Origin of the sequence: Acidithiobacillus concretivorus, from assembly GCF_018853445.1 — a bacterium.
GTDB classification, from domain to species: Bacteria; Pseudomonadota; Gammaproteobacteria; order Acidithiobacillales; family Acidithiobacillaceae; genus Acidithiobacillus; species Acidithiobacillus concretivorus.
The window spans coordinates 1-13,536 of the sequence record NZ_JABELD010000060.1 but is presented as its reverse complement, the minus strand read 5'-3'; the positions used below and the strand labels follow the sequence as shown (position 1 = coordinate 13,536).

At 55.3% G+C, this 13,536-nt stretch carries 14 protein-coding genes; 12 read left to right on the top strand and 2 right to left on the bottom strand.

The window, feature by feature from the left end; all coding sequences use genetic code 11:
* Positions 1–126 precede the first annotated feature (126 nt).
* The 12 genes from HJG40_RS08435 (at position 127) to HJG40_RS08380 (ending at position 9,875) form a co-directional block, all read left to right on the top strand.
* On the top strand, positions 127–2,343 hold the full coding sequence (locus HJG40_RS08435; RefSeq protein WP_226857316.1) for a ComEC/Rec2 family competence protein: 2,217 nt from the start codon (positions 127–129) through the stop codon (positions 2,341–2,343).
* Between the two features lie 81 nt (positions 2,344–2,424).
* Positions 2,425–3,045 carry a MotA/TolQ/ExbB proton channel family protein gene (locus tag HJG40_RS08430; protein WP_215863776.1) on the top strand — a complete coding sequence of 207 codons (621 nt, stop codon included), beginning with the start codon at positions 2,425–2,427 and terminating at the stop codon, positions 3,043–3,045.
* Positions 3,042–3,446, top strand: coding sequence for an ExbD/TolR family protein (locus HJG40_RS08425; RefSeq protein WP_142087435.1), 405 nt, complete (start codon positions 3,042–3,044; stop codon positions 3,444–3,446). Before HJG40_RS08430 ends, HJG40_RS08425 begins: the two co-directional genes overlap by 4 nt.
* A gap of 72 nt (positions 3,447–3,518) precedes the next feature.
* Positions 3,519–4,121 (top strand): lysophospholipid acyltransferase family protein, encoded by a 603-nt coding sequence (locus HJG40_RS08420; RefSeq protein WP_368355967.1) that lies wholly within the window; start codon positions 3,519–3,521, stop codon positions 4,119–4,121.
* A 3-nt stretch (positions 4,122–4,124) separates the two neighbouring features.
* Complete coding sequence (locus HJG40_RS08415; protein ID WP_215863774.1) at positions 4,125–5,270, top strand: hypothetical protein; 1,146 nt, start codon at positions 4,125–4,127, stop codon at positions 5,268–5,270.
* Positions 5,267–6,280 carry a tetraacyldisaccharide 4'-kinase gene (gene lpxK, locus HJG40_RS08410; RefSeq protein WP_215863773.1) on the top strand — a complete coding sequence of 338 codons (1,014 nt, stop codon included), beginning with the start codon at positions 5,267–5,269 and terminating at the stop codon, positions 6,278–6,280. The genes HJG40_RS08415 and lpxK overlap by 4 nt, the downstream gene beginning before the upstream one ends.
* Entirely contained in the window at positions 6,270–6,452 is a 183-nt protein-coding gene (locus HJG40_RS08405) for a Trm112 family protein (RefSeq protein ID WP_024894835.1), read from the top strand. The genes lpxK and HJG40_RS08405 overlap by 11 nt, the downstream gene beginning before the upstream one ends.
* Positions 6,449–7,207, top strand: coding sequence for a 3-deoxy-manno-octulosonate cytidylyltransferase (gene kdsB / locus HJG40_RS08400; protein ID WP_215863772.1), 759 nt, complete (start codon positions 6,449–6,451; stop codon positions 7,205–7,207). The genes HJG40_RS08405 and kdsB overlap by 4 nt, the downstream gene beginning before the upstream one ends.
* Before the next feature lie 21 nt (positions 7,208–7,228).
* Positions 7,229–7,750 (top strand): inorganic diphosphatase, encoded by a 522-nt coding sequence (gene ppa / locus HJG40_RS08395; RefSeq protein ID WP_010637163.1) that lies wholly within the window; start codon positions 7,229–7,231, stop codon positions 7,748–7,750.
* A gap of 93 nt (positions 7,751–7,843) precedes the next feature.
* Entirely contained in the window at positions 7,844–8,227 is a 384-nt protein-coding gene (locus HJG40_RS08390; protein ID WP_215863771.1) for a hypothetical protein, read from the top strand.
* 144 nt (positions 8,228–8,371) lie between these two features.
* Positions 8,372–9,028 (top strand): peroxiredoxin, encoded by a 657-nt coding sequence (locus HJG40_RS08385; RefSeq protein ID WP_215863770.1) that lies wholly within the window; start codon positions 8,372–8,374, stop codon positions 9,026–9,028.
* Between the two features lie 139 nt (positions 9,029–9,167).
* A complete protein-coding gene (locus tag HJG40_RS08380; RefSeq protein WP_215863769.1) occupies positions 9,168–9,875 on the top strand; it encodes a type 1 glutamine amidotransferase in 708 nt (235 codons plus the stop codon).
* Here the strand turns inward: HJG40_RS08380 and HJG40_RS08375 are convergent.
* Complete coding sequence (locus HJG40_RS08375; protein ID WP_215863768.1) at positions 9,851–11,326, bottom strand: protein adenylyltransferase SelO; 1,476 nt, start codon at positions 11,324–11,326, stop codon at positions 9,851–9,853. The two genes, HJG40_RS08380 and HJG40_RS08375, sit on opposite strands and share 25 nt — an antisense overlap.
* A 107-nt stretch (positions 11,327–11,433) precedes the next feature.
* Positions 11,434–13,536: ATP-dependent Clp protease ATP-binding subunit ClpA (clpA, locus tag HJG40_RS08370; RefSeq protein WP_215863767.1), on the bottom strand; the 2,103-nt coding region annotated here is incomplete at its 5' end.

The window sequence follows — 13,536 nt, the reverse complement described above, 5'->3', positions numbered from 1 at the left end:
ACCACGGCGGAACCAATCCTAACGCGAGAGAAAACAGCTCTTCAGGGACCATCAGCTAACTCCAATTCAGGGCACGACCGCTCCACAGCATTCTACCCCCTACCCACTCAATCTGACGAAGAGCCAATGCGGGTAGGCGCAATGGGATATTTCCACAACAATATTCGCCCTAGTGTAGCCAAGCTCTTGCCTGGAACCAAATCCTGGCCATCTTTGGTTCTGGTGGTGCTGGCTGCCGGGCTGGGAATGGGGCTTTTTCACAGTTTTCGGCAGTTACCCCCGCTGTGGATTTCCTTGCTCATATGTCTTGTGTCATTGCCTTTTGCCTGGAAATGGCGACATGGGGTGTTGTTGACTCTGGCTGCTGCGGCCTTCTCTTGGGGACTCTGGCAGGCTGAGTCGCGCCTCGCCGTGCATTGGACCAATGCCCGGACTTTTTCGGTGGAGGGACGCATCAGCTCCATTCCCCAACTGGGCGGGCGCGATTATCGCTTTCAACTGACTCCCGAGCGTTGGTCGGGCGAGTCTCCTGCCGGAAAACATCCCGCCATTTTGCAGATTCACGGATCCCTTCCCGAACTGCCGGTGGTTGGTCAGCGTTGGCAGTTGCAACTGCATAGTGAAGCACTCAGCACTTTGCCCAAGAGTCCCTTTGCGGACCTTGACCGTAAGCGCTTCTGGGAGGGTATTGGGGGCGTGGCACGCATCGAAAATGCCCGACTGCTGCCCCCTTCTTTGTGGAATCTGGGCGATCAGATTGCTGCTGCCCGCCAGGCCGTGCTGCAGGCGACCAATATGGCCCTGGACCGTGAATCAGCCGGATTTGTCCAGGCTCTCAGCGTGGGGGTGGGTAACCAGCTTTCCCCGGAAATCTGGCAGGTTTACCGGGATACGGGTACGGCCCATCTGTTGGTGATTTCCGGTTCGCATGTGGCGGTAGTCGCTGGTTTGATTTTGTGGCTGGTACAATGGGGCTGGCGGCGTATTCCCTGGCTGGTAACGCGTTGGCCGGCACAAACGGCGGGGGTGCTCGCCAGCATTCCAGCCGCTTGGGCTTACGCCAGTTTTGCAGGTATGCAGATTCCCGGCGAACGCGCCGCCTGGATGATCAGCGCAGCGGCAATAGCCTGGTTGCTGGGCAGGTCGCATCAGGCCTGGCAGGGCCTGGCCCTGGCCGCTTTGCTCATTGTTTTAGGGAACCCCGGGGCTATGGTAGATGTCGGTTTCTGGCTCTCTCTGGGGGCGGTAGCGGCCTTGGTGGCGGTTGGCTATGGGGAAGGAGGCTGGCGCACCCTGCTGCGCAGTCAATGGGCCGTATTTATTGGATTGTTGCCGATCCTGGCGGGTCTTTTCGGGCAAATTTCACTGGTTTCGCCGTTGGCCAATATTCTGGTGATTCCTCTGGTCGAGTTGCTGGCGGTTCCTCTTGCCTTGTTGGGAACCCTTCTGGCGCTGGTGGATATGGAATGGCTCAGTCGGATACTTTTTCGCCTGGTCGCCGTGCAGATGGACGGGATTACGGCGCTCCTCAGCGCCTTGCTCCATATTCCTTTTGCTCAGGTGCGGACGGGCACCGGGCGGATCTGGGCTTTACTGGCGGCGACAGCCGGACTCAGTATTTTCTTTCTACCCAAAGGTTGGCCAGGTCGCCCTCTGGCATTACTTGGACTGGTGCCGCTTCTGGTGCCCGCTGAAGGGAATACGAATTTTGAGGTGCGCAATCTCCCGGTGCATTCCGGTATGGTCCTGTTTTGGCAAAAAGCGCAGGATAGTGGCGTGGTGACCGCCAATCTTTGGAAATCCGCTACGCGGCGTGAAGCAGGTCAGGGACTCTCGGCAGTTTTGCAGCAAAAAGGACTGGCGCGGGTGTCGGACTGGGTGCGCACAGATACCTCCACGCCCTTGCCCGCCTTGTCGGCAACACATCAGTGGGGACCACCAGGCGCAAGAAATTACCTGCAAAATCCTCGACCGCTTTCTGTTTGTCGCGCAAATGCGCCTAATGCGCCGGCAGGAATGCATTTTGTGGATTTGGGTAAAACCGCCCAGCCCTGTATTTTGTCCTGGGGAGCAGGTCCTGATCTGCTGATTCTTGGCGATATGGATTTGGCCTCGCTCCAGCATTTGGGAAAGGTCGGGACTCAGTCTTTTCAACAGGTACAACTGATTTTTGCGCCTGCCAGTTTTGCCGCCAATGAACGGGCTTTTCTGGCTGGGCTCATGCCCAATGCGGCTATTCACTATGCGGGGGACGACCCTTTCGGGATATGGTCCTGGCAAAACCGGCATTTTGTTCAATCTGTTTCATTAGTGCGGGCTTACTGGCAAATAGCGGATGGATAAATCAGATTGCTGCCACTGCCGTTTGTCGGGTCTTGTGCTATATTCCTGCTTCGTCCAATCTGATTGAATGCTGGAGGCGGTGTGCAGGAGTTGCTGCAGTTATTTAAACTGGGTGGTTTTGTCCTACCCCTTCTGATTCTCCTGGCCGTGATTGCCCTGGCGATTATCGGAAACCGTTTCTGGGTCCTGCGTAAGGCCCGCATCGCCCCTAAGGACCTCGCCCCCCGGGTCACTGATCTGGTGGAGTCGGGAAAAGTACAGCAAGCCGTCAAGTTGCTCTACGAAAACGATACCCCGTTGGCGCGTCTCATGCTGGTAGCCTTGCAACAGGCAGGGCAGTCCCGGGATGCCATCAAGGAAACCGTCGAAGAAAGTGGTCGCCAGGAAGTCGCCCATCTTGACCGTTTCCTGAATTTTCTGGGAAGTATTGCCGGGGTTTCGCCGCTGCTGGGCTTGCTGGGCACGGTTTTCGGCATTATGCATGCCTTTGCGGCCATTGGCATGGTCGGAGCCGGTGATCCCAAGGCGCTGGCCAGCGGTATCGCCGAGGCGCTTATTACTACTGCCAGCGGTCTTATTGTCGCCATCCCCAGTCTGATGTTCTATCGTTATTTCAAGGGACAAGTCGATGGAATGGTCCTGGCCATAGAAAAAGAAGCCCTGAAAGTGGTGAACACCCTTTCCGGAGGAACCGGAAGATGAACCTGCGCCCGCGTGTCAACGAAGAGCCTGACATCAATGTGGTGTCCATGGTTGACATCGTGTTGGTGCTGCTGCTTTTTTTTATGGTGACCAGCAGTTTTGAGCATCAATCCCATTTATCCATGCAATTACCCAAAGCCCAGCAGGCCGCCGCCGGTTTGCCGAAAACGCCCATCACCATTGATCTCAGCGCCAGTGGACAGGTGCAGATGGATAAGCAGCCCGTACCCATGGCGGATTTGTTGGGACGGCTCAAGGCGCTTGCGGCAAAAGATCCGCAACGGGTGATTGTGTTGCGTGCGGATAAAAACACCACGCAGCAATATGTGATTGATGTGTTGGATGCGGCCCAGGAAGCGGGGCTGACCCGGATCAGTTTTGCCACTTTGAGTAATCGCTGAGCAGTGCGGCTGGAAGGGCGTTCCCTGCGCTTGGTTGCCCGAATGGCGGCCTATATGATCAGGGGCATATCTGTGACTTTGCGCTGGGAAGAGGTTGGTGATGCCCAGGTGCGGCAACTGATTGTTGCTGGAAAACCTTTTATTCTGGCCTTCTGGCATGGACGCGGAGTGATGATTACTGAAGCTTACCGACGGGTGGGTGGTCGTGATATTGATGTGCTCATCAGCGAACATCGGGATGGTGAACTCATTGCTATGACTCTGGCTCATTGGGGATATTCCGCCATACGCGGCTCAACGCGTCGGGGGGCGGTAAAAGGGGGAAGAGGGATGCTCAAGGCTGCTCTGAGTGGGCGAACTCTGGCGATTACTCCAGATGGTCCCAGAGGTCCTCGGGAGGTGCTGCACAAAGGGGTCATTGATCTCGCCCGCATTTCCGGCCTGCCGATTATCCCGGTGAGTTATTCTGCGCGGCGAGCCAAGCGCTTTTCCAGTTGGGATGGTTTTTTGTTGCCCTGGTTAGCAACACGTCTTGTCGTTACCTGGGGCGCGGCGGTGTACATTCCTCGGGATGCGGACGAATTGTTGCGGACCGAGCTGCAGAAGCAACTGGAAACAAGCATGATTGATTTGCGCAAACAGGCCGACACGCTGGTGGGCCGTCAGTATGATTAAGTTATGAGCTATTACGAAAATGGTTTGTTGCGCGGCCGCTGGGCGAGTTGGCAGGATTCCCGTGCCGGTCGCAGAGGACAGGCCAATGCGCGCTGGGGCTGGATTATAGCTCCCGGCGAGCGCGGACCTATTCTCTGGATGCAGAGTTTCAGTGATCCCGACAATCAGCGTCTGGGTATTGAGCTGGCGAGAGCTATTGCGGAAAAAAGGCGTGATCTGCGTATGGTCATGACTTTTGAAACGGAATACCCGCAGTTATTGCAGCAGCATACCGAATCCCTGGAGCGGCTGGGCTACGGTTTTGGGCCCTGTGATCATGCTCAGGCTGTGGGACGCACTCTGGATAAGCTCACACCGCTGCGTTACCTGGCCTTGGGTCGTGTGCCGCGCAAGGGGCTGCAGGCTGCCCTGGAGCGACGACGAATTCCTAGCGTACTGATGGCTGCAGATCCCCAAAATTCTGTGCCGACTTTGCTCGAAGCCGTCTATCCTCGGGATGCGCGACAGGCAGAGCTTTGGCAGGAAAAAGTCAGCGGGGCGTTAGTGCAGGAACCGGTGGATTTTGCCACGCTTTTTACCATTGCCCAGGTCGATCCAAATTTCCGCAGCATGATCAGCGGCACAGATGAGGGTTTGCTATGGTGGGTGGAAGGGTTGACCGGAAAACAATGGCAGGACTGGCGCCAGGCCTGGGCGGCTTCGCCACTTTCTCGCCAGGGGCTGCTGTTTCTGGGCGGGTCTGAAAGACCACCAGACTTGCCGCTGTTGTCAAAATGGCAGCGCCAGCCGCTGCCTGCCGGTTCCGTACTGGCAGTGGATGAAGACCGCTGGTATCCCGCGTTGGCGGCGGCTGCTCAGGCGGTATATCTGCAATCTGCCGCATCTTCCCTGCAGTGGCAGGTTTATGCAGGCTCCCGACCCGTGTGTGTGCACCCGGGGGTCGTCCTCAATGCCGCCCGGCATCTGGAAGTTGGCGCTGTGGAAGTCCTGAGTCATCCTGGTCAGGTGCTTCAGCATTGGCAGGATTTATATGCCGATGTGATGAGTGCGCGCCAGCGTGGGGATGCGACCCGCCGGGTTTTCTGGCAAGAACGACGCCTGGCGGGAGAACGTCTTCCGGAATTTTTGCAGCGGGTTTTTGACTGGTGAGTTTTCGCCAGACCCTCGAACAGCAATGGCAAGAGGGTGGCTGGCTCGCCACGAGTTTACAACCGCTGGGGATGCTGACGGGCGCGGTCGCCACCTGGCGGCGGTGTCATATCCAAGGTCGGGAAGCAGATATTCCGACCATTGTGGTCGGCAACCTGAGTGTAGGCGGTAGTGGCAAGACGCCTTTGGTGGCGGCCTTGGCGCAATTGCTGCGGCAGGCGGGATGGCAGGTTGCCATCATCAGTCGCGGTTATGGAGCGCATCCACCGCATTGGCCCTATCGGGTTCAGGCGCATGATTCTCCCGAGTGTGCCGGTGACGAACCACTGCTCCTGGCGCAACTGCAGCATCAAACCCAGGCGGTATATATTTGTCCCGACCGCCACCAGGCTATTGCTGCAGCCGTAGCCGACGGCTTCGATCTCGCTTTGCTGGATGATGGTTTTCAGCACCTTGCCCTGCATCCGAGCTTACGTCTGCTGGTGATGTCTGGAGCGCAGCCTTTTGGCAACGGCTACTGTCTTCCCGCTGGGCCGTTGCGCGAGCCCCGGGCGGCCCTGGCGGCGGCTGACGCCTTGCTGGTGGATGCAGCCGCAGCCAGCGCTCTGGCGCAGACTGAATCTCCACCCCAATTCGGTTTTCAGGTGCGTCCTCAGGATTTACAGGCAGTTGCGGATCCACAACGTACCCGCAGTCTGGACAGCCTGGCCGGAGAGCACTGGACGGTGGTCACGGGAATAGCGCGTCCGCAACGCTTCGTAGATACCCTGGCTACTCTGGGGGCGGAAGTAGATGCAGATGCCCGGTTTTTTCCGGATCATCACGTATTTACGCAGGCAGATTTGGAGACACTGTCCCGCCCTCTCGTCATGACTGAAAAAGATGCCGTAAAATGTCGGAAATTTGCGCAGCCGGATGATTGGGCTTTGCGGATTAGCGCCGAACTGGCACCGGATTTTATGCCCTGGCTGGAAAGGGCGCTATCAAACTGGAGAAACCATGAGCATTGATCGTCGTTTGCTGGATTTGTTGGCCTGCCCCCAATGCAAAGGAAGTCTGCAACCTTGTGCACAGCGTCAGGCCCTGTGTTGCCCGCGTTGTCATCTGCAATATCCCATTCGCGATGATATTCCGGTTCTTTTGCTGGATGAAGCCAAACCCTACGAGGATAAACCCGCATGAGTTTTTGTGTGCTTATTCCGGCGCGCCTGGCTTCTACGCGCTTGCCGCGCAAGGTTATGCTGGATGTTGGTGGTTTGCCCATGATTGAACAGGTACGGCGCCGGGCCCTCGAAAGTGGAGCCTCCCGGGTTGTTGTTGCCGCTGATCATCCGGAAATCGTTGAATGTATAAAGAGCTATGGTGGCGAAGCAGTGCTGACGTCCACGGCCCATGTTTGCGGTACAGAACGTCTTGCCGAAGCTGCGCGGCTGCTGGCATTACCTGCGGAGGCTGTTATCGTCAATCTGCAGGGAGATGAGCCCGGCATGAATCCCGCACTTTTGCAGGCTACGGCCCAACTATTACTGGAAGATGCCGGCTTGCAGATGGCCACGGCTGCTGTTCCCATTGCGCACTGGGATGACCTGGCAGATCCTCATGTCGTGAAACTGATTCGCAATGATCAGGGTCATGCCCAGTATTTTTCCCGCGCGCCTATTCCCTGGTATCGAGAGCAATTTCCCCTGCGGGCCGGAGCACTTCTTCCTGATTCCGGAAACTGGTGGCGACACCTGGGCTTGTATGCCTATCGCCATGAGTTTCTGCAGGATTATGCGCAGTGGCCCGCCAGTGCTCTGGAGCAGATCGAATCTCTGGAACAAATGCGGGCGTTGGAGCGTGGCGTGCAAATTGCGGTATATTGCGCAGCAGAAGCCCCTGCATCGGGTGTCGATACGGCGGCTGATCTGGAGCGGGTTCGTACCCTTTTTTCTTAAACCAACCTCAAGGAGTGTCGTATGGATCTGAAAAAAATACCGGCTGGTAAGTCCTTGCCGGATGATATCAATGTGGTGATCGAAGTTCCCCAGGGTTCCTCCGTCAAATATGAAATGGATAAAGAAGCGGGCGCGGTCTTTGTAGATCGTTTTCTGTTCACTGCCATGCACTACCCACTCAATTACGGATTTATTCCCAACACCCTGTCTGATGATGGTGACCCCACCGATTGTCTGGTTTGGTCCCCCCAGCCGGTAGCTCCCGGTACGGTGATCCGGGCGCGTCCGGTTGGCGTGCTGATGATGGAAGATGAGCACGGCATTGATGCAAAAATTGTCGCCGTACCCCATGAAAAGGTGGCTGGAGGCTATGCCGACATTCGCGATGTCGAAGATCTGCCAGAAAATATTCGTCAGCAGATTCGTCATTTCTTTGAGCATTACAAGGATTTGGAGCCCGGCAAGTGGGTCAAAATGAAGGACTGGGCTAACCTGGCCGAAGCCCGCAAAATCATCGAAGCCGACGTCAAAAGACACGGTTAGGCTTTTTCCATCGTGTTGCTCTGCCGGGGCTTGCCGCCCCTAAGCAGAGCAGGCAGACTAAGGGGGTGACTCGCACATGCAGGAGACAACCCCATGTCTGCAGCACCGCCAGTACCCCAACAACCGCAACAAAAAGGCCTGAAAAATTCCTTTCATGCCGCCCTGCACCCTGATGAGCCGCTCTGGCGAAGGGTTCCCAGCCGTGATGAAAATGGTCATCTTCTCGCTGACTTTCGTATGCTTATCCCCGGATTACGGGATCGTAGCGGCCTGCGCCAGCAACATACCTTGCGTATTATCAATGCAGTACTCAAGCATTATGGGGCCTGGGTAGTATTTGCAGATATGAACATGCGCACCAATCTGCTCTGGGTAAGCATTCGTCCTCGCCCCGGTCTGACGCTCGAAATTCCCGCCGCCATCAAGACGCTGGTGCCAGAGGCTTTGTTATTGGCTCCCTACTGGCGGAGTGCTTGAGCTAGTAATTTATAATTAGTCTATTATTTAACTAATAAAATATATATTGACAGTCTAAAACGATTGTGGGATATTGACTCCCGTAGTGAAGTTGAGCAGTTCCTGACCCGTTGCTTCGTTTGTTATATATAGAGGATGACTCAGATGACGATTCGTATTAATGATGTTGCTCCAGATTTTACCGTTGATTCCACAGCCGGAAAGCTCAATCTCCATGAATGGATTGGCGATAGCTACGCCATTCTCTTCTCCCACCCGCGTGACTTCACCCCGGTTTGCACGACCGAATTTGGTGCGGTAGCACAACTTGCTCCCGAATTCGCCAAGCGCAACACCAAGGTCATGGGCGTCTCTGTAGACAATGTGGAAGAGCACAAAAAGTGGAAGCGGGATATTGAAGCCTTTGCTGGCGCACCTGCCGATTTTCCGATTATTGATGATACTTCCCTGCATGTTTCCAAGCTTTACGACATGCTTCCTGCGGATGCCTATCTTCCGGACAGCCGGACGGCAGCCAATACAGCTACGGTTCGCTCGGTATTTATCATCGGACCCGACAAGAAAGTACGACTCACCATGCTCTACCCCATGTCAGTAGGCCGCAACTTTGCGGAAATTCTGCGGGCTCTGGACGCCATTCAGATTACCGATGGGGTGCCGATTGCTACCCCGGCTAACTGGGTACCCGGACAAGATGTGATCGTGGCGCTGTCCCTCAATGATGAACAGGCCAAAGAGAAGTTTGGCGATATCAATATCAAGTTGCCTTACTTACGGATGGCTAAAGCCCCTAAAAAATAAGGGTTGGTTAGTGTCGTAATCATGGCCCCGTCAGACTCCTCAGGATTTGACGGGGTTTATGTATTTTTTCAGTTGAATCCACCGTATTCAGGGCATAGGCTCAAGAGTCGGGAGAAATATTGATGGAGGATTTTCAGCTATGCGTGTTCATGTTCTCCAGCATGTGGCTTTTGAAGGACTGGGTAGTATGGAAACCTGGCTTGAGGACCGCAAAGCCCGAGTGACCTGGACGCGCTTTTATGAAAATAGCGCATTACCAGAACCTGCAGAGTTTGATCTGCTGATTATTCTCGGCGGTCCGATGAGTATTCATGATGAAGCAATTTATCCCTGGTTATCAGCGGAAAAACGCTTTATTGGTGAAATCATAGCGGCGGATTTGCCGATTTTGGGCATTTGTCTGGGTGCGCAACTGATTGCCCATGTTTGCGGGGCGCGGGTTGTTTCGGGCAGGCAGAAGGAGATTGGCTGGTTTCCCGTATATGCAGAAGTATCTGACGTCGATCATTTTCAGTTTCCCCGGCAAATACCGGCTTTCCATTGGCATGGCGAGACTTTTGATTTGCCGCCTGGTGCAACCCGTCTGGCACATAGTGCCGCCTGTGAGAATCAGGCTTTTCAGATAGGAAATCAAATCATAGGATTACAATTCCATCTCGAAAGTACGGCGTTCAGCATTGATGCGCTGATCCGGCACTGTGCGGATGAAATCATTCCGGGTCAGCCTACTATTCAGAGTGTGGAGCAGATGCTGGATGCTCCTTCAGACGCTTATGAGCAAATCCACGCACAGGTTCAGCGCGTTCTGGATTTTCTCAGCACTCAGGTGCCACAGAAGGTTTTGTAAACCCCGAAGCTTTCGGGCGCTGGCTGAGCGTAGCTTTCCAGACCGGGACGCTCCGTAAAAGGCTCGGCGAGGACTTCGAGCAGCTGGCGTAAAAGACCGAGGTCGCGGTTTTGGGTTGCTGCATTCAGGGCTTCTTCCACTTTATGATTGCGCGGGATATAGATGGGATTCACCCGATCCATATGAAGCGCTCTTTCCTCAGCCTGCACGGGTTCCCGCGCCAGACGATCCTGCCAGCGTTGCAACCAGGCATCCACAGTTTCGGCGTCGTCAAACTGGCTGCGCAACGCCGCAGGGTTCCCCAGGACTACTGCCGAGAGGCTTCGGAATGCACGGGTATAATCCACGGATTGACCTTCCAGCGTCGTCAGAAAGTCCTGGGCCAATTCCTGGTCCTGTTCTTCCTCTGTGTGCAGGCCTAGTTTAGCCCGCATACCCTGTAACCAGTAATCTGCGTACACTTTCGGAAAATGGTTGATGGCTTCGGTCAGCTGGCGAATGGCGACTTCGCTGTCAGGATCAATGAGTTCGACCAGAGTTTCCGCAAAACGGGTCAGATTCCACTGAGCGATCAGCGGTTGATTGCCGTAGGCATAACGTCCCTGACTGTCTATAGAGCTGAATACGGTGGCCGGATCGTAGCGATCCATAAAAGCGCAGGGACCATAATCAATGGTTTCTCCGGCAATACTCATGTTATCGGTGTTCATGACGCCATGGATGAATCCAGCCAGCATCCAGCGGGCAAGCAGCACTGCCTGCTGGTCGGCGACAGCATTAAACAGGGCGAGATAGGGATTGGTAACAGTTTGTACTGCAGGGTAATGACGGGCAATCGTGTAATCGGCCAGTTGCCGGACTTTTTCCTGATCATTACGAATCGCAAAAAACTGAAAAGTGCCGACGCGAATATGGCTGGCAGCAATGCGCGTCAAAATGGCGCCGGGCAGAGGCGTGTCGCGATGAATAATCTCACCGGTGCTAACGGCTGCCAATGCGCGGGTAGTGGGAATACCCAGCGCAGTCATGGCTTCGCCCATCAAATATTCCCGAAGTACGGGGCCGATGGCTGCTTTGCCGTCTCCGCCGCGCGAAAAAGGGGTTCGCCCCGAGCCTTTAAGTTGAATATCCCAGCGCCGACCATCAGGATCCAGTAGTTCACCCAGCAACAAGGCTCGACCATCGCCCAGTTGTGGCGATAAATGACCAAACTGATGCCCGGCATAAGCCTGGGCCAAAGGCTGCACCCCATCCGGGATTTCATTGCCGGAAAAAATGGCAGCACCTGCATCGCTGTCCAGGGCTGCGCCGTTCAGCCCCAGTTGCGTCGCCAGAGCATGGTTGAACAGCAGTATATGTGGAGAAGGCACCGTTGCCGCTTGCCAGGGGGCGAAAAAACCCTCCAGTTCGCGGGCGTAGGTGTTGTCAAAATGAAAGCCGTAACTGCTCATAATTTATCGAACTATCCATAATTCGGCAGAGGGCCCAGAGGTATTTTGTGCTAATGACACGGGCCAAAATTGCGGCAAAGCCTCCGGGGCCTCTACCGCTTTCGGGTTCATTCCTGGGTCACCGCTTCGGGAATCCGCAATTTCACGGCGTCGTCTTCCAATGTGGCGCTGATGCGGGTGCCCTTGGGTAGATCTCCAAAAAGAATATGTTCGGCCAGAGGCTTTTTCAGGTGTTCCTGAATGACGCGGGCCATGGGCCGTGCGCCCATTTGCGGATCATAGCCCTTATCGCCCAGCCATTGCCGGAGTTCAGGACTGATTTCGAGGCTGTAACCCTTGCCCAGCAGCTGCTCATCCAGTTCCATAATGAATTTATCGACCACATGGAGAATGGTGTCCCGGGACAGGGCACTGAAGGGTACAACCGCATCCAGACGATTTCGGAATTCCGGTGAAAATACCCGCCGGATGGTTTCCATTTCCTGACCACCTTCCAGTTCTGCAGGCTTCATGAAACCAATGCTGGCCTTGTTTCGGGACTCAGCACCGGCATTGGTGGTCATGATCAGGACAACATTGCGGAAATCCACCGAACGACCTCCGGCATCGGTCAGCTTGCCGTGGTCCATGACTTGCAGCAATACATTGAAAATATCCGGATGGGCTTTTTCAATTTCGTCAAGAAGCAGTACGGAATGGGGGTTACGACTGACCGCTTCAGTGAGTTGACCGGCCTGATCATGCCCCACATAACCCGGAGGCGCGCCAATCAGACGGGATACCGTATGGCGCTCCATGTATTCACTCATATCGAAGCGCAACAACGGGATGCCCAGCAGGCTGGACAACTGGCGGCTGAGTTCGGTTTTGCCCACGCCAGTGGGTCCGGAAAACAGGAATGTGCCCACTGGTTTTTCGTTGTGCCGGAGTCCGGCCCGAGCCATTTTGATGGCAGCGGAAAGTTCATGAATGGCTTTTGCCTGACCGTAAATGACCAGACCCAGATCTCTTTCCAGGTTTTTCAGCGCCTGACGATCATCCAGAGAAACGTTTTTGCCAGGAATGCGCGCTACGCGGGCCACCATTTCTTCAATATCGTGGACGCCAATGCTTTTTTTCCGCCGGGAGGGGGGCAGTAAAGCCTGAGCCGCGCCCACTTCGTCAATCAGATCAATGGCCTTGTCAGGCAGGTGGCGATCATGAATATGCTTGACCGAAAGCTCCACGGCTGCGCGCAACGCAGTATCGGTGTAGCGGAGATTGTGGTGCTGCTCAAACTGACCCTTCAGCCCGCGCAGTATTTGCACGGATTCTTCCTGAGAGGGCTCCGGAACATCAATTTTCTGGAAGCGTCGGGTGAGAGCCCGGTCTTTCTCGAAATGCTGGCGGAACTCCTGATAGGTGGTGGCTCCAATACATTTAAGCTCGCCGGAGGCCAGCGCCGGCTTGAGCAGGTTGGAAGCATCCATGGCTCCTCCGGAGGCTGCTCCGGCACCAATCAGAGTGTGAATTTCATCGATGAAGAGAATGCTGCCCGGCTGTTTGCGCAGCGCTTTCAGAACCGCCTTGAGGCGTTCCTCAAAGTCTCCCCGATAGCGGGATCCGGCAATCAGGGCACCCAGATCCAGCGCGTAAATGGTGGCATTCTCCAGCATTTCCGGCACTTTCCCGGCGACAATGGCTCTGGCAATACCTTCCACAATAGCGGTCTTGCCGACCCCCGGTTCACCGACAAACAACGGGTTGTTTTTGCGGCGACGCGCCAATACCTGCAAGGCTCTGGTGACTTCCTCCTGACGCCCGATCAGCGGGTCCAGGCGTCCGGCACGGGCCATGGTATTCAGATTGCGTGCATAAGCCTGCAGGGGGTCCTTGCTGTTGCCCTTCTTTTCGGTACTCCCTTCGATTTCTTCTTCTTCCTCGTCCATGGCTTCATCCTTGCGCATTCCGTGCGCCAGATAGTTGACAACGTCCAGTCGGGTAACGTGTTCTTTCTGCAAGAAGTAAACCGCATGAGATTCGCGTTCGGCAAACATGGCGACAATGACATTAGCCCCGGATACGGCCTCTTTGCCTGCGGATTGCACATGGTAGAGGGCGCGCTGAATGACCCGCTGAAAGCCTACTGAGGGTTGGGTGTTGATGGTCCCGGCGGGGCCCATGGCGGGTACTTTGCGCTCCAGGAAATTTTGTAACTCCATGGATAGATG

Coding starts and splice junctions, on each gene's coding strand:
- HJG40_RS08435 (WP_226857316.1), top strand. CDS start 127: ATGCGGGTAGGCGCAATGGGATATTTCCACAACAATATTCGCCCTAGT.
- HJG40_RS08425 (WP_142087435.1), top strand. CDS start 3,042: ATGAACCTGCGCCCGCGTGTCAACGAAGAGCCTGACATCAATGTGGTG.
- HJG40_RS08415 (WP_215863774.1), top strand. CDS start 4,125: ATGAGCTATTACGAAAATGGTTTGTTGCGCGGCCGCTGGGCGAGTTGG.
- HJG40_RS08405 (WP_024894835.1), top strand. CDS start 6,270: ATGAGCATTGATCGTCGTTTGCTGGATTTGTTGGCCTGCCCCCAATGC.
- kdsB (WP_215863772.1), top strand. CDS start 6,449: ATGAGTTTTTGTGTGCTTATTCCGGCGCGCCTGGCTTCTACGCGCTTG.
- ppa (WP_010637163.1), top strand. CDS start 7,229: ATGGATCTGAAAAAAATACCGGCTGGTAAGTCCTTGCCGGATGATATC.
- HJG40_RS08390 (WP_215863771.1), top strand. CDS start 7,844: ATGTCTGCAGCACCGCCAGTACCCCAACAACCGCAACAAAAAGGCCTG.
- HJG40_RS08385 (WP_215863770.1), top strand. CDS start 8,372: ATGACGATTCGTATTAATGATGTTGCTCCAGATTTTACCGTTGATTCC.
- HJG40_RS08380 (WP_215863769.1), top strand. CDS start 9,168: ATGCGTGTTCATGTTCTCCAGCATGTGGCTTTTGAAGGACTGGGTAGT.
- HJG40_RS08375 (WP_215863768.1), bottom strand. CDS start 11,326: ATGAGCAGTTACGGCTTTCATTTTGACAACACCTACGCCCGCGAACTG.